The organism is Pseudoalteromonas luteoviolacea CPMOR-1 (assembly GCF_001625685.1).
Classification (GTDB): Bacteria; Pseudomonadota; Gammaproteobacteria; order Enterobacterales; family Alteromonadaceae; genus Pseudoalteromonas; species Pseudoalteromonas luteoviolacea_K.
The window spans coordinates 48,513-67,218 of record NZ_AUYC01000020.1; the positions used below are offsets into that span (position 1 = coordinate 48,513).

General features: G+C 40.0%; 17 protein-coding genes. 10 read left to right on the plus strand and 7 right to left on the minus strand.

The features are described 5' to 3' along the window. Positions 1 to 7: 7 nt before the first annotated feature. Positions 8 to 331 (plus strand): hypothetical protein, encoded by a 324-nt coding sequence (locus tag N473_RS07365; RefSeq protein ID WP_063367355.1) that lies wholly within the window; start codon positions 8 to 10, stop codon positions 329 to 331. 479 nt (positions 332 to 810) lie between these two features. Here N473_RS07365 and smpB read toward each other — a convergent pair whose 3' ends face one another. Beyond that, positions 811 to 1,290, minus strand: a complete 480-nt coding sequence (gene smpB / locus N473_RS07370) for an SsrA-binding protein SmpB (RefSeq protein ID WP_023401520.1) — start codon at positions 1,288 to 1,290, stop codon at positions 811 to 813. A 141-nt stretch (positions 1,291 to 1,431) separates the two neighbouring features. Between smpB and N473_RS07375 the strand changes: the two genes are divergently transcribed. Next, positions 1,432 to 1,866, plus strand: a complete 435-nt coding sequence (locus N473_RS07375; protein WP_039609113.1) for a type II toxin-antitoxin system RatA family toxin — start codon at positions 1,432 to 1,434, stop codon at positions 1,864 to 1,866. Further along, a complete protein-coding gene (locus tag N473_RS07380) occupies positions 1,867 to 2,181 on the plus strand; it encodes an RnfH family protein (protein WP_063367356.1) in 315 nt (104 codons plus the stop codon). Between the two features lie 61 nt (positions 2,182 to 2,242). Here the strand turns inward: N473_RS07380 and N473_RS07385 are convergent, their stop codons facing one another. From N473_RS07385 to N473_RS07405, 5 genes are all read right to left on the minus strand, one after another. After that, the gene (locus tag N473_RS07385) at positions 2,243 to 2,680 is read right to left on the minus strand and encodes a DUF2069 domain-containing protein (RefSeq protein ID WP_063367357.1); all 438 of its coding nucleotides are present in this window, start codon (positions 2,678 to 2,680) and stop codon (positions 2,243 to 2,245) included. After that, positions 2,677 to 3,231, minus strand: a complete 555-nt coding sequence (gene wrbA, locus N473_RS07390; RefSeq protein WP_155735553.1) for an NAD(P)H:quinone oxidoreductase — start codon at positions 3,229 to 3,231, stop codon at positions 2,677 to 2,679. Before wrbA ends, N473_RS07385 begins: the two co-directional genes overlap by 4 nt. Before the next feature lies 1 nt (position 3,232). Next, entirely contained in the window at positions 3,233 to 3,580 is a 348-nt protein-coding gene (arsC, locus tag N473_RS07395) for an arsenate reductase (glutaredoxin) (protein ID WP_063367359.1), read from the minus strand. A 121-nt stretch (positions 3,581 to 3,701) separates the two neighbouring features. Further along, positions 3,702 to 5,150 carry a M48 family metalloprotease gene (locus N473_RS07400; protein WP_063367360.1) on the minus strand — a complete coding sequence of 483 codons (1,449 nt, stop codon included), beginning with the start codon at positions 5,148 to 5,150 and terminating at the stop codon, positions 3,702 to 3,704. Between the two features lies 1 nt (position 5,151). Continuing rightward, on the minus strand, positions 5,152 to 5,817 hold the full coding sequence (locus N473_RS07405) for a hypothetical protein (protein WP_039609107.1): 666 nt from the start codon (positions 5,815 to 5,817) through the stop codon (positions 5,152 to 5,154). A 252-nt stretch (positions 5,818 to 6,069) separates the two neighbouring features. Between N473_RS07405 and N473_RS07410 the strand changes: the two genes are divergently transcribed. From N473_RS07410 to N473_RS07420, 3 genes are all read left to right on the plus strand, one after another. Continuing rightward, entirely contained in the window at positions 6,070 to 6,318 is a 249-nt protein-coding gene (locus tag N473_RS07410) for a hypothetical protein (protein WP_063367361.1), read from the plus strand. Beyond that, positions 6,311 to 7,378: an AI-2E family transporter gene (locus N473_RS07415; protein ID WP_063367362.1), complete on the plus strand. Its 1,068-nt coding sequence runs from the start codon at positions 6,311 to 6,313 to the stop codon at positions 7,376 to 7,378. Before N473_RS07410 ends, N473_RS07415 begins: the two co-directional genes overlap by 8 nt. Before the next feature lie 140 nt (positions 7,379 to 7,518). Beyond that, the gene (locus N473_RS07420) at positions 7,519 to 9,546 is read left to right on the plus strand and encodes an aminotransferase class V-fold PLP-dependent enzyme (protein WP_063367363.1); all 2,028 of its coding nucleotides are present in this window, start codon (positions 7,519 to 7,521) and stop codon (positions 9,544 to 9,546) included. Positions 9,547 to 9,563: 17 nt separating this feature from the next. Here the strand turns inward: N473_RS07420 and N473_RS07425 are convergent, their stop codons facing one another. Continuing rightward, the gene (locus N473_RS07425) at positions 9,564 to 10,625 is read right to left on the minus strand and encodes a LacI family DNA-binding transcriptional regulator (RefSeq protein ID WP_063367364.1); all 1,062 of its coding nucleotides are present in this window, start codon (positions 10,623 to 10,625) and stop codon (positions 9,564 to 9,566) included. A gap of 371 nt (positions 10,626 to 10,996) precedes the next feature. On the opposite strand from N473_RS07425, the gene pgi reads away from it, so the two are divergent. From pgi to N473_RS07445, 4 genes are all read left to right on the plus strand, one after another. Further along, on the plus strand, positions 10,997 to 12,643 hold the full coding sequence (pgi, locus tag N473_RS07430) for a glucose-6-phosphate isomerase (RefSeq protein WP_063367365.1): 1,647 nt from the start codon (positions 10,997 to 10,999) through the stop codon (positions 12,641 to 12,643). Between the two features lie 310 nt (positions 12,644 to 12,953). After that, on the plus strand, positions 12,954 to 14,426 hold the full coding sequence (gene zwf / locus N473_RS07435) for a glucose-6-phosphate dehydrogenase (RefSeq protein ID WP_063367366.1): 1,473 nt from the start codon (positions 12,954 to 12,956) through the stop codon (positions 14,424 to 14,426). Beyond that, the gene (gene pgl, locus N473_RS07440) at positions 14,426 to 15,136 is read left to right on the plus strand and encodes a 6-phosphogluconolactonase (RefSeq protein WP_063367367.1); all 711 of its coding nucleotides are present in this window, start codon (positions 14,426 to 14,428) and stop codon (positions 15,134 to 15,136) included. The genes zwf and pgl overlap by 1 nt, the downstream gene beginning before the upstream one ends. A gap of 888 nt (positions 15,137 to 16,024) precedes the next feature. Next, positions 16,025 to 18,649, plus strand: coding sequence for a TonB-dependent receptor (locus tag N473_RS07445; protein ID WP_063367368.1), 2,625 nt, complete (start codon positions 16,025 to 16,027; stop codon positions 18,647 to 18,649). Positions 18,650 to 18,706: the final 57 nt, after the last annotated feature.

Sequence of the window (18,706 nt, forward strand, 5' to 3'; positions counted from 1 at the left end):
GACGATTATGAAAAGCCCTACGGGGCTTTTTTTGTTTGTTATAACTTGTTTTTTAATTCTTTCCTCTTATCTTAATCTCGCCTTTCATAATAAATATATTTACGAAGTGAATGGAGATGGCATCAGTGATGGTGTTGTTGCTGACGTAGACGGCGATATTGATGCCGTAATCGCTGACACTGACTTGGATGGTGAAGCGGATAGCGTGATGATTGATTTGACGATTATTAATAAAAAGGATTTTACTATGTTTAATAAAATAAAAGAGACAGCATTCAAAAACTTTACTGACGAGGAAGTGAATAGCCAGTTGGGTGTAAATTTAAAATAAAAGAGCGAAGGCTAACTGCTTCTATTCTGCAAAAAGTGACAGGTGCATAAGATAATATCAAAGATATAACTGCCATGAATAAAGTAAAAAGTTCATTAAAGTGTCTGTCAAAACGGTCGAAGACATAGATAACGAGCTGTTAGCAAGTAACTCTTAATACGAAATTAATAACTTTAGGGTATCAGCAACAGCGGGTGTCAAAGACGGTATGACATGAGACATCCACTTTGTTAAAAACCAAGGTGAAAAAGAGTTTGCAAAGAAGGCATCGCGCTTTTTAATTGTGGTCAACCCTGATACGGGTAGCAAAATTAAGGTTCCAAGCAGTACGCTTGTTGATAAAGATATAGCTAAGATTAAAGCTCCAGAAACGACAGCGATATTCACTATGGATGTGAAGACTGGTGCTATTTTGTATTAATGTAGATGAAACTGCCGACTTGATACAGCCTAAATAATTAGGCTGTATATTCAAAGCATTAAACTTTGTGTTTCATAAGTCTTTCTTTATCGCGAGACCAATCTCTGTCTTTAATATCAGCACGCTTGTCATGCATCTTTTTACCTTTAGCAAGGTGGAACTCTAGTTTGACCCAGCACTTCTTCCAGTACATTGCTGTCGCAACCAAAGAAAAGCCATCACGCTCAGTGGCACCGATTAACCTGTCTATTTCTCGTTTGTTGAGCAGTAACTTGCGATAGCGAAGCGGATCACAGATAACGTGAGTTGAGGCACTGTTTAAAGGCTGTATCTGACTGCCAAGTAAAAATGCTTCACCGTCTTTTAGATGGATATAAGTTTCTGAGATATTAACCTTACCAGCTCGGATGCTTTTGACTTCCCAACCTTGTAGTTCCATACCTGCTTCGAACTTATCGTGTAAAAAATACTCATGGCGCGCCTTTTTATTGAGCGCTATGGTATTGCTTGTTGATTTATTTGATTTTTTCTTTGCCATAATGGCTTAGTCTACCTACAAATCGAATTGGAAAACAGAGTTATTTAATTTTTATGCCATATTTTCGCTCACAGTGGCGCTGCAAACAAGATAAATCTTTAAAAGCTTGGTAAAATTGGGACAGTCAAGTTTGGAGATCGTATGCCACAAGTAGAAAAAAGTGCATTGGTGATGTACAGCACACAAGAAATGTTTGATTTGGTCAATGATGTAAATGCTTACCCAGATTTTTTACCGAACTGTTCTGGTGCAAAGGTGTTGAGTAGTTCAACGGAAGAAATGACTGCTAGTTTAGAAATTTCCAAAGCAGGTTTGACCAAGTGGTTTACTACTAAAAATCAATTTGAAGGCAATCGAGTTAAAATGCAGCTCGTTGATGGTCCATTCAAATCATTACAAGGCTATTGGGAGTTTGTTGAACTGGATGAACAGGCTTGTAAAGTACACTTAAAATTAGAGTTCGAGTTTGCTAGTAAACTCATTGAGCTTGCTTTTGGTAAAGTGTTTAACGAAGTTGCAAAAAATATGGTTACGGCATTTACCAAGCGCGCTAAATCGGTATATGGGGTTAGGTAAATGATTAAGGTTGAAGTTGTATTTGCTCTGCCAGACAAAGCGACATGTTTAACGGTTGATGTTGCTGAAGGTACATCTGCTGAACATGTTGTGATGCAGTCGGGGATCTTAGAGCAATGTCCAGAGATTGATCCCACAAATTTGAGTTTAGGGATTTGGAATCGGACAGTAAAATTACATCAAGTTGTTAAAGAGGGTGACCGTATAGAGGTCTATCGCCCATTGATTGCTGATCCTAAAGAAGCAAGGCGACGAAGAGCTGACAAGGCAAAAGAAGAGGGAAGAGCAAATAAGATCACGGGGGGTCGAGCTTAACTTCTAACATTAAAAAAGCCACGATACGGCGTGGCTTTTATGGTGACTTAAACACGCTTAATTATTTAATACTGTCTTGATGAGCTTCCTTTTCATCGGCTAAGTCATGTTTGAGTTTGCGAATTTTTAACCCCAATTCTTGCCCTCTATGTTTTGCATAATAAGTACAACCAATGAACATAGATGTGGCAAAAATCAATTCTAAGCTAACCCAAAGTAGCTCATCTGTCGCTATCCAAAGCAGCGTAAAGCCATGTATAAAGTAGATTAAGACAATGAAATTGGCCCATGCAAAGGTATATGGTTTGTCTTGAATTATACCCTTGAGTGGCAACAGCAGAGGAAGAATATAGACTGCAAACATAAAGCCTATACTGTGTCCTTCTCTTGGAGAGAGAAGAAAAAGCCACACGGGCATTAAGATTAATAAACCAAAGTAGCCAAAGAGCGCTAATCGATGGAATTTCTTCGTTTTCGGTTGTTTTGGGGTCTCACTCATAATAGTTTCTTTGCAACTGTATAAAGTCGAGTTGCTACTGCTCGACAAATTTTAGTTTCAGTGTCGGTTAATTGTGAGTTGTTATCCATCCCAGCAACATGACTGGCGCCATAAGGTGTGCCACCGCTTTCAGTCGATAAGAGTTCGGGGACATCATAAGGCACGCCCATCAGCATCATGCCATGATGTAATAATGGAAGGGACAAATTGAGTAACGTGGCTTCATTACCTCCGTGCATACTGCTAGAGGAGGAAAAAACACATGCCGGCTTATCAATTAATTGCCCTTTGAGCCAAATATCACTGGTTGTTTCCCAAAATGATTTTGCTTGAGCTGCCATCATGCCAAAACGCGTTGGTGTGCCAAATGCTAAGCCATCGCACTCAATGAGGTCTTGTTTGCTTACAACAATGTCATGTGCGTGTTTTTGAACAAAGGTGCGTAACCGCACAGTTGCACCGTGCGCATTGAGTGTTTCGGCTATTTCATTGGCCATTGACTCTACTGAGCCATGACTTGAATGGTATAAAACTAAAATAGTTGGCATAATCTTAAATGATGTCTAAAACCGACTCAGGTGGGCGGCCTAGTGCTGCTTTAGTACCATTGACGACAATTGGGCGTTCAATCAATTTTGGGTTTTCAATCATTGCTTTTCTCAATGTTTGCTCATCACTGTCTTTACTCAGGCCCAATTCTTTATAGACAGCTTCTTTGTTTCTTACTAATTGATGGGCTGACTCAAAACCAAGCTGAGTAATTAGCGTATCAAGGGTCGCAGCATCAATGGGGTTTTTCAGATACTCTACGATATCGGGTTGAACGGCATTTTCTTCCAATAAAGCAAGAGTTTGTCTTGATTTTGAGCAGCGAGGGTTATGATAAATAGTGACTGACATAATGAACCTTATAAACGGTAACTTATACTTTTGTTGATTGTAACTTATCAAAGTAAGTGTGCCTATCTTTTGCATTAACTTAATGTTTAGTTATTAATGATTTGATAGGCCATTGATAAATTTACAATTTGGCAAGTTCTTTTTGCATATTTCGATACTTAGCCAGGAGCGCTTTTAGACGCAGTTTTTTGATTTCATCTTCTTTTTCGATGAAGTTGAGCGCTTTTTGAACTTCGTCAGCTGCTTTCATAAAAGCACCATAGTGAGACAGTAAACTCGCTCTTGATTCATGGTAAGCCGCTTTATTCTCACTGAGTTCATATGCTTCAGTGAGCAATTGCTTAGCAAGTACATGATTAGGTTTTTCTAACAAGAAAACTTTCAGGAGTTGCTCAGCTTTGTCGTACTTTTTCGCCTTAATGGCGGTATTAGCCAAATTTAATGTGATAACTTGATTGTTCGGACGAAGCTGATGCTTTTGCTCTAGAAGGGAAATCGCTTTGTCGTATTGCTTTTGTCCTAATTTGATATCGGTAAATACGTCTAAATAAAACAAGTTGTTAGGGTTTTGCTTAAGTAATTTCTCGATGATTTTATCCGCTTGGTCGTACTTCTTTTGGTCGAGTAAAGAAATAGCGAGACCGTATTCATACTGGCTTTTATCAAGGTCAGAGCTGGTTCTTAAAATATTCTCAAAGTAGGCCTGAGCATCTTTTTTGTCCAACTGGTAGCGGGCCATGACACGGCTTTTTGCGTAATTAAAGTCTGCACTGCTTGGGACATACTTTTTAGGGTACTGTTGTGCCCTGAGCCTGACGTCTGACACTCGAGAATCAGGTAAAGGGTGCGTAAGTAAGAAAGCAGGGGGCTTATTTTTAAAACGAACTTGGGCTGCCAGTTTAGTCAAAAATTCACTTGCAGCATATGGGTCGTAACCCGCTTTTTGTAGAGTTTGCATGCCAAATCTATCAGCTTCTTGTTCAGCCTTTCTACTGTGAGTAAGTTGACTCAAAGTCGCTTGGGTACTATTCGCTGCAAGAATTGCCATACCGGCATCAGGGGCGACAACTGTGGCAAGAATGCCGGTGATTAAGCCCGCAATAGTCAATGCGCTATTGTCTTTTGCTTGCTGGATCCTTCGGGCCAAGTGCCGTTGTGTGACGTGAGCAATCTCGTGACCAAGTACAGATGCGAGTTGGCTTTCATTGTCTGATTGTGCAATTAGCCCTGTGTGCACCCCAACATGGCCACCATAAAATGCAAATGCGTTAATCGCTTTGTTGTTGAGCCAGAAAAACTTAAAAGGAAACCTAACGTCGTTCGCACTGGCTACCAACTTGTTGCCTAGTGATGACAGGTACTCATTGAGCACCGGATCTTGAACAAGTGGAGAGCTTGCGCGGATCTGCATCATCATCACTTCACCTATGGCTTGCTCTTTCTCAATAGGTAAAACTTGAACAGCAGACGTACCGAGGTCAGGAAGTTTAAAATCTGAGGCGATACTTGCGGTAGAATAACTCATTGTTAGGGCGCATAAAGTCGCAGCAAGTGCTTGTTTTAATCGCATTCTAGTCCTTCTTATAATCGTCACCGAGCATGATTTTAGCTAGATTTATTTCATCTTCACAAGCTCGGGCGTCTTTTTCACATAATAAATAAAAATCCTTTATTGAGACCCCGTCGACATTGATAACGTTCAATTCTCTTTTCAAAAGAGAAATGGTTTGATGAACAACCTTGTGTGCATGCAGGATTAACGCTTTGTCTGCAATGTCTCCTCGCTCAAAGTAAAAACGAATAAACTTATGCATTTGGCTGAATCTAATCAGCGTTTTCATAGTGTGGGGGTCCCATACATTAAATTCTAAATATTTATTATCTTTAAGGTATGTATCCACTTTGACATTACGGGCAATTGGAAATGCCCAGAGTTCATAACCTCGCTCTGTAAAAGCTTGATGGAGAGAGACTTTTGGCGCACTGTCACAATGCACGATACCATTATCATCTTCATATCCGTCCAAAAGCTGTAAATTCCAATTGCGCTTGTCCAATAATCTTTTGATCGCATTATCGAAGCCGTGCTGAAAAATACCCTCGCTTTCACTGACCGAAGACGCGACTAGGTGGTAAAACGGCGGGAGCTCACCCCAATTGATTTGTTTTTTGTACCAATTGATTTCTTTTAGTGTGGGGTTTGCCGGCAAACGTGCCTTGTTATTTGCTTTTGGCATGTGGTTTCCCGTAAAACTTATTGTTCTTATAAGAATAAACCATTGGCAATGTTCAAGCTACTGAAAGACACCGCTTTGCTGTCAAAATAGATGATTTTTCGCTTGCTATTTGCTAGGCGGGTACTTTATAAACGGGGTTGTGGATATTGCGAACGCGAATGGGGTATATAATTGGTTTCTATTGTTTTTAAATTGTATTGTATGTGTTTTATCATTACCTACACCTAACCTAAAATTAACAAGGGGAGGCTTGTGAGTTTGTTGAAAACTGAAAATGAAGAACCAAAGGTGATTGACTTGCGAGACTATCAATGTCCGCAGTTATTTGTACAATTTAAATGGCAGCTTAAAAGCTTGTGTGTTGGCAGGATAAGGTTTGTGTATTCGGATGCGCAAGATATGTCAGATGTAAAGCGCTATTTGTGTGGTCATTCGTATCACCATGCCTTTTTAAATGAAGGCACTTTTAACTATATTGAGGTTCACGTCACGGATGTTTGAGTTAATAAAATCCTGGTACCAAGAGAAATTTACGGATCCTGATTCGGTCACACTGTTACTGATGCTCGTTTTTATGGCGACCATGCTGTACTTTTTTGGCTCATTTGTCATTCCAGTTTTAGTTGCCTTAGTGATAGCTTATCTACTTGACTGGCCTGTGACACGCTTACAAAAGGCCATACCCAGTCGATTAATGGCCACTAGCATAGTAATGTTAGGTTTCGTTGGCGTAGTTTTGGCACTACTTCTTGTGATTGTGCCCGTGCTATGGTCGCAGGCGAGTAACCTAGTACAAGAAGCCCCGAGCATGATAGAAAAAGGTCGTGATTATTTACTTCACTTGCCTGATGACTATCCCAATTTGATTTCGGTGCAACAAGTACAGAACATCGTAACGGGTGTTGAGAGTAAAGTGTTGGCATTGGGAGAAGTGATTGTTTCGGTGTCGTTAACATCAATTAAAGACTTAGTTGCATGGTTAATTTATTTGATACTCGTCCCATTGCTGGTATTTTTCATGCTCAAAGATAAGACGAATCTAACAACTGGTATTAAGCAGCTTATACCTAAAGACAGAAAACTTATCACGCAAGTATGGGAAGAAATGGATCATCAAATTATGAACTATATTCGTGGCAAAGTCATTGAGATAGTCATTGTTGGTGGTACAAGTTTTATTGCCTTTGCTGTACTAGATTTACGTTATGCAGCACTACTTGGCACGTTAGTTGGCTTGTCTGTGTTAATTCCGTTTATCGGAGCGGCACTGGTGACAATCCCTGTTGCAGCAGTGGCGTTGTTTCAGTTTGGGTTAGCACCAGAGTTTTGGACCATACTCATTGTCTATGGGATAATTCAAGCGTTGGATGGTAACTTATTAGTACCCCTGTTATTTTCAGAAGCTGTCGATTTAAACCCTGTCTATATTATTGTTGCCGTTTTATTTTTTGGCGGTTTGTGGGGGTTTTGGGGAGTATTCTTTGCAATCCCGCTCGCATCTTTAGTCAAAGCGTTAGGGAATGCTTGGTCTACTAGCCAACGCGAGGCAAACCCAATTTAGCGCACAGGGTACAGGGTAATGCGATAAAAAGGAGCAATTATGCTCCTTTTTTTGTATTTGAGAAATTAATTATCTTTAACTGAAAGAGTGTTTATGTGTAAAATGGAATAACTTAGTTCATATAGTTATAAGTTGTGTACGTGAACCCCAAAAGCCCTGAACAGATTTATCTTGACGCAAATGCGACTACGCCAGTAATCAGCCCTATCTTAGAAAAAGTTATGGAAACCATGGCTGTTAATTTTGGCAATCCATCCAGTGCTCACTTGGCTGGGATTAAAGCTAAAGATTTGCTAGAAGAAACTCGACAACTTGGGAAAAAGGCGATAGGCGCCCATGGTGGTGAGTTGCTTTTTACGTCTGGTGCAACCGAAGGGATCCAAACGGCTATAGTGTCAGTTATCAGTCATTATTTGAGATATGCACCAAGAGATCTGCATGAGCCTATTATATTGTATGGGGCAACGGAGCATAAAGCAGTTCCAAACACGATTAAACATTGGAATAGCCTATTAGGTTTCAATGCAAGGCTAGTAGAGATCCCTGTAGACCAGCGAGGCATGTTAGATCATGATTTCATTGCACGTAATATATCCAGTGCTGTGATGATATGCACGATGGCAGTGAACAATGAAACCGGAGTCATACAAGATCTATATGGACTAGAAAAAGTGATTCGTACTCATAACCCTGATATCGCTTGGCTCGTGGATTGTGTACAAGCATTGGGGAAAATGGAGATAAGCATGGATACGATTTCCATTGATTATGCACCATTTTCAGGTCACAAGTTGTATGCTCCTAAGGGAATTGGCTTTTTGTATATTAGGCCTGGAAAGCCTTATACTCCATTTGTCGCGGGTGGTGGCCAAGAGTCTGGGATGCGATCTGGCACAGAGAATTTACCAGGTATTGCTGGCCTGCATAGTCTATTTTCTTTACTTGTGAACCAAAATGAAGTCTTCAATTCGATTTATAAGCTCCGGCAGCACCGTACTATGCTGGTTGATGCATTACGTGAGACGTTTTCAAAAGTAACTTTTCATGGTCATTTTGAAAACTCGGTACCGACGACACTTAATTTTTCTGTGGATGATTTCACGGGTAAAGAAGTGATTGATTTAATGGATGCTGCGGGGATCAGGGTAAGCGGGGGCTCTGCTTGCAGTTCTGGTGCACATAATAGCTTTGTTTTAGACGCTATGGGACTGAGCGATTGGTGTTGTTCAAATGCAATTCGTTTGTCTTTTGGACCTGCGGACAGCACTGCCTTTATTGAAAAAGCCTGCAACGCGATCCGTGCAATCAAACCTTCAATAGTAAATGATCAATCTTCGAATATATGTGGTTTGACACACCTATGTTATCAAAATAAGCAATGCTGGTTGTTTGTCTCCAAAAATCAAGAAGCCATTGTTGTTAACCCGATCCAAGCTTTGTTGCCTAAGATAAAGCGCATGTTAGAAAACGAAAGTTTGAAAAAGATAACATGCTTTATCATTGAAGACACAGACCAAAGCGAGCAATTGATAAACAATATAAGAGATATCTTTGGACAATCTGTTGATGTTTTGGTGCCAGACCTACTGGGGCAAAACGGATGTTACTTTGGTGGTGATGATTGGAGTGTTACATTTCATACTGTGGATGAAAAAAAGTCTATGAGTTTCAGCGTCTTTAATGAAGAAACTCAAAAAAAGGTATGTCTGACCAATGCGTTTTGCAATTTAAATATAAGTTCACATAGTCTTTTTTACGCGACCGACTTTACAACAAAATACACTTCACTTTGTTCAAACTCTTCATTAAACAATCAATCGGCCTGTGAAACCACTTCAGTTAAATATGATGAGCTAGCAAGTCAAAAGGCTGCGAATAATTGGTTGAATACACACGATGCTTTAGTACTTGATGTAAGAGAGCGAGGAGAACATCTCTTATCTCTTAGTGAAATACCTGAGAAACTGGGCTGTGATCTAGAAAATCGTGTAATCAATATTCCGATAGGGCGGTTGGTCAATGCGTTTATAGACGGCAAATTATCAAGTGATTCAACGTATCTCATTGTTTGCAGAACTGGCAAACGCTCAAAGCAGTCAGCCGACATATTGCTCTCTTTGGGCGTTAAAAAAGTAGCTAACTTAAGTAAAGGACTGGCGCGACTTTAAGCACCAGTCTCAATATGTTAAACCGGTGCCGGCCCTGTGCTTTCACGAACCACAACCGTTGGGGTGAAAGTTGTGATGATATCTTTATCTTGTTTTCTGCTACCACGCGTTTTGGAGAAAAGTAATCTTGCTGCATGCTCCGAAATAACACTATTTGCTTGATGTGCAGTGGTCAATTTAGGCCATGTTTGTCTCGAGAAGGGAGAGTCCTCAAACCCAGAAATAGATAGTTGTTCTGGAATAGCGATATTCATCAGTCTAGAGGCAAATAATGCGCCAGCCGCGATTTCATCGTTTCCGCCTAATATGGCAGTGATTTTGGCCGCATTGTTGTCTTTCAATAAAGCTTTAGCCCCTTTTACTCCAGACTCAAAAGAGTAAGTTCCTTCATAGATAAGCTCATTATTAATCGAAAGGTCGTGATCTTTGAGGGCTTGTTGATAGCCTGCTAGACGCTCTGTTGTTGATTTATGTTCTGCATCTCCGCATGCGAATGCAATTGTTTTATGACCCAAATTAATAAGGTGCACAGTGATTTCATAAGCTGCTGCATAGTCATCAACGTAAATACAGTTGTTGTTTTTAATTTCTGGCGCATCGCCGGGATCATTTGAAGCAGCCTCATTTTGCCCAGAGAGTAGTCTAACATAGGCAACGCCTAATTCATCAAGCATATTAATGATGTCTTGTTGCTCAGAAAGTGGAGGTGTTAATACTAACCCGGCTAAACGAGATCGTTGTATCATGGTGGCAATCTCTTTATGCATATCAGGATCTTGTGCACAACATGGATGAATTACAAGTTCATAGCCTTCGTCTTTGCACCTAGATAAAACACCATTTTGCATATCTATGACGTAATAAGCATTTGGATTGTCATAAACCAAGCCTATTGCAAATGAAGAAGTACCCGCCAAGTTACGAGCGGCAGTATTTGGCTGATAATCAAGTTCTTTAACAGCTTGCATCACCAAATCGTAAGTTTTTTTTCTTACAGAGGGTTCTTTATTAATAACCCTTGATACAGTTTTCATTGATACGCCAGCATGCTTTGCGACGTCGTTGATGGTTACTTTCATTTTTTTTCTTCTATAGGGTATAGGCTTAATTTTTGGCCAAAATTTGAGTCATTAGTAAACACAGGCTCTCAATTTGCTGACTTTTAGTGCTAATAAGCACGAGCAAGTATGCGCTAAAGGGCAATATAGTATATTTCAGCTTTTCATGAAATGATCAAATTTAAACACGCGAACATTTTAACAATAACTGAATAACTTTAATTTATTTAATGATACCGGTGTCAAAAATTAAAAAATCAGTTATTATATGCAAAGTAAAATGAGGAACATGCAGTTTGACAGCGTTGTCATTTTAACTTATGGTTAACGCTCGAATATGTTTATGTGTGTATTTTATGAGTTTGCACACTATCATCGCTAGGGGAAAAATTATGAATTGCCGTACAACATTACCAAGTTGGCAAGCATTATCAGCATCATCAGAACAACTAAAAGAACAGCATTTAAAGACTCTTTTTGAGACTGATAGCGGGCGTTTCGATAAATTTTCTCGCCAAATACCTGGCGTATTGTTTGATTTTTCAAAGCAGTTAATCGACGACAACACATTTGAGCAGCTAGTCAAACTAGCTAAAGAAACTGACATTGCTGCGTGGCGTGAGAAAATGTTTTCTGGAGAGAAAATAAATATCACAGAAGACAGAGCTGTCTTACATGTGGCACTGAGAAACCGTGAAATGTCCCCAATCTATGTAGATGGGGTAAATGTAACAGCGCAGGTAGAAGCTGAGCTTGAAAAAATTAAAGCTTTTACTGAGCGTGTTCGTAATGGTGAGTGGACTGGTTTCACGGGGCAAGCTGTAAAAGATATTGTGGCTATTGGTGTAGGTGGCTCAAACTTAGGTCCGCAAATGGTTACGGAGGCATTGAGTGCTTATAGTGACGGCAGTTTAAACGTGCACTATGTCTCAAACGTCGATGGGGTGCAACTGGCTCAGGTTTTAGACAAGGTCAATGCAGAGACTACATTATTTGTTATCTCCTCGAAGACTTTCACGACATCCGAAACAATGAATAATGCGCAATCGGCGGTCAGCTGGTTTTTACAAAGCGCAGAGAATGAAAGTGCCATTGCAAAGCATTTTGTGGCAGTGAGTACAAACCTTGAGAAAACGCGTGCGTTTGGTATCGCCGATGAAAACGTGTTTACTATGTGGGATTGGGTAGGCGGTCGCTTTTCTCTTTGGAGTGCGATAGGCCTGCCAATCGCGTTATATCTAGGCTACGATGCTTTTGTTGAAGTGCTTGAAGGTGCTTTTGAAGTTGATACGCATTTTAAAACGGCTGAGTTTGAAGATAATATACCTTTACTTATGGCACTATTAAGTGTCTGGAACTCTAGCTTTTTGGGGCATACTTCTCAAGCTATTTTGCCGTACGATCAAGCGCTTCATATGTTACCTGCATATCTTCAACAAGGTGAAATGGAAAGTAATGGTAAACATGTAACATTTGCAGGACAAACTGTACCTTATACAACTGTGCCAATTATTTGGGGTATGACAGGAATCAATGGTCAACATGCTTTTTATCAGTGCTTACACCAAGGCAATGTGATTGTGCCCGCTGATTTCATCGCGTCTGTAGAACCTCAAATAGAGCTTGGACAGCATCATGATGTATTGTTATCTAACTTCTTTGCGCAAACAGAAGCATTAATGGCAGGCGTAAATGAAGAACAAGTTCGTGCTGACCTAACTGCAAAAGGCAAATCTGCAAGTGAAATTGAGCAATTGGTTGCACATAAAATCCACCAAGGTAACCGCCCAACAACGTCAATTATCTTAGACAAAGTTGACGCCAAAGCTGTGGGCAGGTTGATTGCATTGTATGAGCACAAAATTTTCTGTCAGGGTATTATTTTGAATGTCTGCTCATTCGATCAATGGGGTGTGGAGCTTGGTAAAGGCTTGGCGAGCAACATAGAGTCAGAGTTAACGCAGGCAGATGTTAGTCATGAGCATGACAGTTCTACATCTGGCTTAATCGCTTACTATAAGCAAAAAAGAAATAAGTAAATCGTAGCTTCAAGTTGCGATAGTAAAGAATACCTTTGAACGGGTAGCGCTGGAGTACTTAGGGCCTGTATTTTTGTGAGAGGAATTACAGAGCCCCTAAGACTCATTTTTGAGACTGTTTAAATAAAAATATAATGCATTGCTTGGTATTTCCTTCTACAACCAAAGTGATCATGTGGTCTGAGAACGAATTCAAACCTATAAGTGAAGTTGTGTTTGGCATGTTTACCTAAAACACCAAACGGTTTTGATTTTAGCGCGTGTTCTCCATTGAGTAATGACCGCGCACCTAACCTAGTGAGAAATAATTATGCTTAATCCTTTTGATATCGTAATTTTTGGTGGGGGCGGCGATTTAGCGTTGAGAAAATTGTTGCCTGCTATGTATCGTGCATATCAAGAAGGCAACCTGCCCGAAGGTAGTCGAATCCTACCGACTGTTCGAGAAGAAAGTAAAAAAAATGAATACGTTGAAAATGCAGGCAAGGCGCTTCAAGAACATTTAGGTAAAGGCGAATACAATCAAGCAGACTGGAATGCTTTTTCCCAATTTTTAGTGCCAGTTGTAGTAAATGTCACAGAGGCTGATGATAATTGGGACCTACTTCGAGACATTTTAGAACAAGACGACAATAATAAATCTCGCGTTTTTTACCTTTCTCTTCCTCCTGCCGTTTATGGCACCTGCTGTGAACTGTTATCTAAAAAGTCTCTAATCAGTGAAAATTCACGCGTTGTTGTTGAAAAGCCTATCGGTTACTGCGGAGAGTCTGCTGAGGAAATTAATTCGAAAATAGCTGAGTATTTTGAAGAAGATCAAATATTCCGTATTGATCATTACCTAGGTAAAGAGACGGTCCAAAACTTAATGGCATTGAGATTTTCTAATGTGTTATTTGAAAATCTATGGGATGCAAAAACGATTGATAACATTCAGATCAGTATTTCAGAGACCGTTGGTTTAGAGAGCCGAGCTGGCTTTTATGACAAAGCGGGTGCTTTAAGGGATATGGTTCAGAACCATTTGCTTCAGCTGCTTTGCTTAGTTGCAATGGAATCTCCTCACAAACTGAATGCCAATCGAATTCGAAATGAAAAGTTAAAGGTGTTAGAAGCGCTGAGACCGCTGACAGATGAGCTTGTCGATAAAAACGTTGTTAGAGGGCAATATGTTCCTGGTGATTTGAATGGTACTTTAGTTCCTGGTTATTTAGAGGAGCTAGGGGAGGGGTCAAGCACAACCGAGACGTTTGTTGCTATTCGAGCACATATTGATAACTGGCGCTGGTCTGGCGTACCTTTCTATTTAAGAACCGGTAAACGTATGAAGCAGCGTTGTGCGGAAATCGTAGTTGAGTATAAGCCGGTCTCTCACAATGTGTATGATGATACTGTCGGTCCAATTTTGCCTAACCGCTTGATCATTAGGCTTCAGCCAGAAGAGAGCATCCAGCTTACGTTGATGTCGAAAAGACTCGATAACTTAGAGATGCAACTAGAACCTGTCACATTAAATATTGAGTTGAGTGAAAAGTATTCAAATGGATTCCATTCAGATGCGTACAAGCGTCTGATGTTAGATGCTGCTGCAAATAATCCTTCACTATTCATCCACCGTGACGAAGTAAGGCAAGCTTGGAAATGGATTGACCCTATTATCGCAAGGTGGCAAGAAAAAGGCGCGCCGGCTTTATACAGAGCAGGATCTTGGGGCCCAGAATCAGCGGATGAATTATTAGAAGAAAAAGGCCATGCCTGGTTTAATGTTGGAGAGAATAACTAATGGCATTATTAACGGAAAAGTTTTTCGATTCTAAAGATGAAATGACCGAGCACTTGGCTTCGATCTTAGAACATACATTAAGCCAAGCCATCGAAACTGATGCCGCTGCAAGTATTCTGGTGTCTGGCGGTTCATCTCCCGCCCCAGCTTATAAGCGCTTATCTGGTTTGGATTTAGATTGGAGCAAAATTACGGTAGCGATGGTGGATGAACGCTGGGTTGAACCGAGCCATGAAAAGTCTAATGAAGCATTCATTAACTCGACATTACTGCAAGATAAGGCTTCAAATGCGTCATTTGTGACAATGAAAAATAGCCAAACTACAGCCGTTGATGGCCAAACTGAGGTGGAAGAACGCTATCAAGCATTGAAACAGCCATTTGATGTAACTATTTTAGGTATGGGCCCCGACGGGCATACCGCTTCTTTGTTTCCCAATGCAGAAGGCTTAGAGTCAGCTCTTGAAACAGATCAATTGGTATGTGCAATTAACGCTATAGAAAGCGAAGTCACAGGCAGTATTACCGAACGTATCAGTTTAACTTTAGCTGGTATAGCGAATACGCAACATGCAATTTTGCTTATTAGTGGCGATGCAAAACGTGCTGTTTACGAAGAAGCAAAACAAGCCGGTTCTGAATTGGATATACCGTTGAGAGCTGTATTAGGACTACCAAATTTAAAACTTAGTGTTTTTTGGTGCCCTTAAACTTTTTTTTTGCAAAAGCGCGTGTAAAGCGCGCTTTTTCTTAGTTCCTATCAATATATTGAATTTTAACTCTCCTAAAATATTACCGCGTACGCTTAAAGTGCATGAAAAATATTAGTGTTAGCAAAAACACGTTTACATTATTTATTGTGTCGAGTCTGTATTCAGACTGATGAGTTAAAGAACTTGCACAATCAAATTTTTTAACTAAGTTCGGGAAATTTCAAAAAGTAGTCGTTATTAGTGAGCTGCTTATTTGATAGCTCGATGTGTTAAAACGTGGAAGCCCATTAAATACACACTTTATTCGTATTTGTTATATCGAATAAAAAATAATTTTCTCTCTGAAATCTTTTTTTATTGCAGATAATGTAATCAAATTTTAGGTTGTAGAAATTAATTTCTTAATTTTCAACCTGATCCATGACCAGTTGTTTTTTGTGCTGCAAGGGTGAGGTATTTTCGCTTTTACTGGACATACACTATAAAATCATCTAAAATGACAGCGTTGTCATTGAGAATTGTTATCACCTTGAACAGCTTCTGCCCAGGCTATTATTTTGATGAACTCTTCCATTATTGCATTAAATTCATGCAGTATCTTATTTGGATACAAAAAAGTTGTATCATTCACCGTATTAACTACAGATTTATGCATCTAATATGCTATATTAGAACGCGTTTGTAACAAAGTATAACCAAAGCTTATATAACTCTATATTTATCAAAGACTTAAAAATTTAAGTGAAAAATTCTAAAGTTTTTGTTTAAAAAACATGTAGCGATTATGTAATTTTGGGTGTATGGTTTGTTATTAGATGACAGCGTTGTCATCATCACTGGGCAGAAGTGATTTAAAAACCAACAAAATGATTCAAGGGGAATCCTGTGTTAGCTAATAATTTTAAGAAAAGTTTACTAGCTGCAAACATTGGTCTTGCGTTAACCGCAGGTGTATCTGGTGTGGCAGTTGCTGATAGTGGTACTAAAGTCAAAGAAGACGTAGAAGTAATTGAAGTACGTGGTATTCGACGCTCGTTAAAGCAGTCAATCAATACAAAACGTTTCGCAAATAGTGTTGTAGATGCTGTATCAGCGGAAGACATTGGTAAATTTCCTGACAGCGATGTAGGTGAAGCATTAGGTCGTATTCCTGGTGTTGCTGTAAACCGTCAGTTTGGTCAAGGTCAGCAAGTATCAATCCGTGGTGCTTCAAACCAACTAACTCTAACTACACTTAATGGTCAAGCTGTTGCATCAACTGGTTGGTACGACCAACAAGCAATTGACCGTAGTTTCAACTACTCACTTCTTCCGCCACAAATGATCGGCGCTATTGAAGTATATAAATCATCTCAAGCAGATTTAGTTGAAGGTGGTGTAGGTGGTACAGTTAACGTTATCACTCGTAAGCCTCTTGATTTAGATGCAAACTCAACTTATTTCTCAATCGAAGGTGAATATTCTACTGAATCAGAAGAGACGGATCCTGGTTTCTCTGGTCTTTACAGCTGGAAAAATGCTGATGAGACATTCGGTATTTTAGGTGCAATCGGTTACGAAGATACAACTTATGTTCGTCGTGGTAACGAAGCTTCTTATGGTTGGGATGGCGCTGAATCTGTAAACTACTTTGAGCAGCAACGTGAAAGAACATCTATTGATTTAACTGCTCAACTAGCACTTAATGACAATTCAGAACTTGTTTTCCACTACATGAGTTTAGAATTAGAAGCTGATAACAACAACAACAGCTTATTTTTATTCTCAAATACAGGTAACTGTACAGCAAAAATCGAAGCAACAGATGTATGTCTAACGCGTTCAAACTCTGCTGATAACCCTGCGCCAAATAGAACTTTCCTGCAAACTTTTGCTCGTTTTGCTTCAATGAAATCTGATGTGTTTGACGTTGCATACAACTTCGAAGGCGATGGTTTTAAAGTTGAAGCACGTGCTGGTATGACAGAAGCTGAAGGTGGTACTGATCTTACTATCAACCATGCGGCTTATCTTGGCACAGCAGCTGACCTTAACGGCATGATTATTGACAACTCAGGTAAAGCGTCAACTGTTACTCTACCTAAAGGTGGCTGGAACATCTCTGAATTTGACCCAAGCTGGGATGGCCGTGGACTTCAAAACTGGGCTTCTCAACAGGCACCAAATAAAGACGAAGAGACATATTTCCAAGTTGATGTTACTTATGAGCTAGATCATGAATACATCACAAGTGTTAAAGGTGGATTCCGTTGGACTGACCATGAAGTAGAGAAAAACTCTTACCGTCCTACACACAAAGCACACAATACAATCAACCCAACTGAATACTGGGGCGCAGTAGATGCGGCAGGTACGGATGCTATTGCTATTCCTTTACCTAACATTGCAGCAATGCGTTCAAATGCAGAAGCAACGTTTGATACTTGGTATCAAGACCGTTCAGGTTTCTCAACTGTTGAAGAAGAAAATATCGCTATTTACCTAATGGCTAATTACCAAGGTGAAAACTTCCGCGGTAACTTTGGTGTTCGTTACATCGCAACAGATGCATCATCTAGCTTCTTTGCTCCTGACCCAGCGTTTGTTTCACCAAACATCGCGCAAAACAATGGTCTAAGCACGAACATTATTGAGACTGAAGGCGACTACAGCGAAATTCTACCTAGCTTCAACTTAGCGTACGACGTAAGTGAAGATAGCATTGCTCGTTTCTCAATCGCACAAGTTATTTCACGCCCTAACTATGATGACATGTTTGCAGCGACTGCTATCAGTGGTTACGGTGATACTCAGCGTGGAAACGAAACGTTAACTCGTGGTAACCCTGCTCTTAATCCGTACAAAGCAACTCAGGCCGATTTAGGTTATGAGTACTACTACGGTGATTCGAATATGATTGCGGTTACTCTTTTCTATAAAGATGTTAGTAACTTCACTACGAGCTCAACATTATTAAACCAGTCAGTAGGTATTGTTGACCCAGTAACAGGTCAAGATAGCTGGCAGGTTGACAGCCGAATTGATGGTGAAGGTGGTGATATCACTGGTATCGAATTCCAAGTTCAACATGAGCTAGGTGGTGGTTTCGGTACAATCTTCAACTACACATATGCTGACGGTTCTGTAGATGCTTCAAACTTCGTTGATGCTGTAGGTGTGTTCTCTGATAGCTCAGAAAATACAATCAACGCTGTTGGTTATTATGAAAATGATGACCTAAGTGTTCGTCTTGCTTATAACTGGCGTTCAAAGTACATGATTCGTGAAACTGGTTTCTACGGTAACCGTATGCACGATGACTTTGGTACACTTGATTTGACAGCTAGCTACAACGTAAACGAGAATATCACTTTACGTTTTGCAGCAGTTAACTTAACTGAAGAAGACAGTGTTCAATACGGACCTGCAGTTTCTCCAGCTGGTTCTAAGACTGAACTACGTGATGGTTTTGCAGCTTGGTCTTACCAAGGTGATGCTAGATACTCAGCAGCGATTGATTTCCGCTTCTAATATTTAGTGAAATATATTAAATAGCCTCAGCTTGACTGAGGCTTTTTTTTAAGTGTA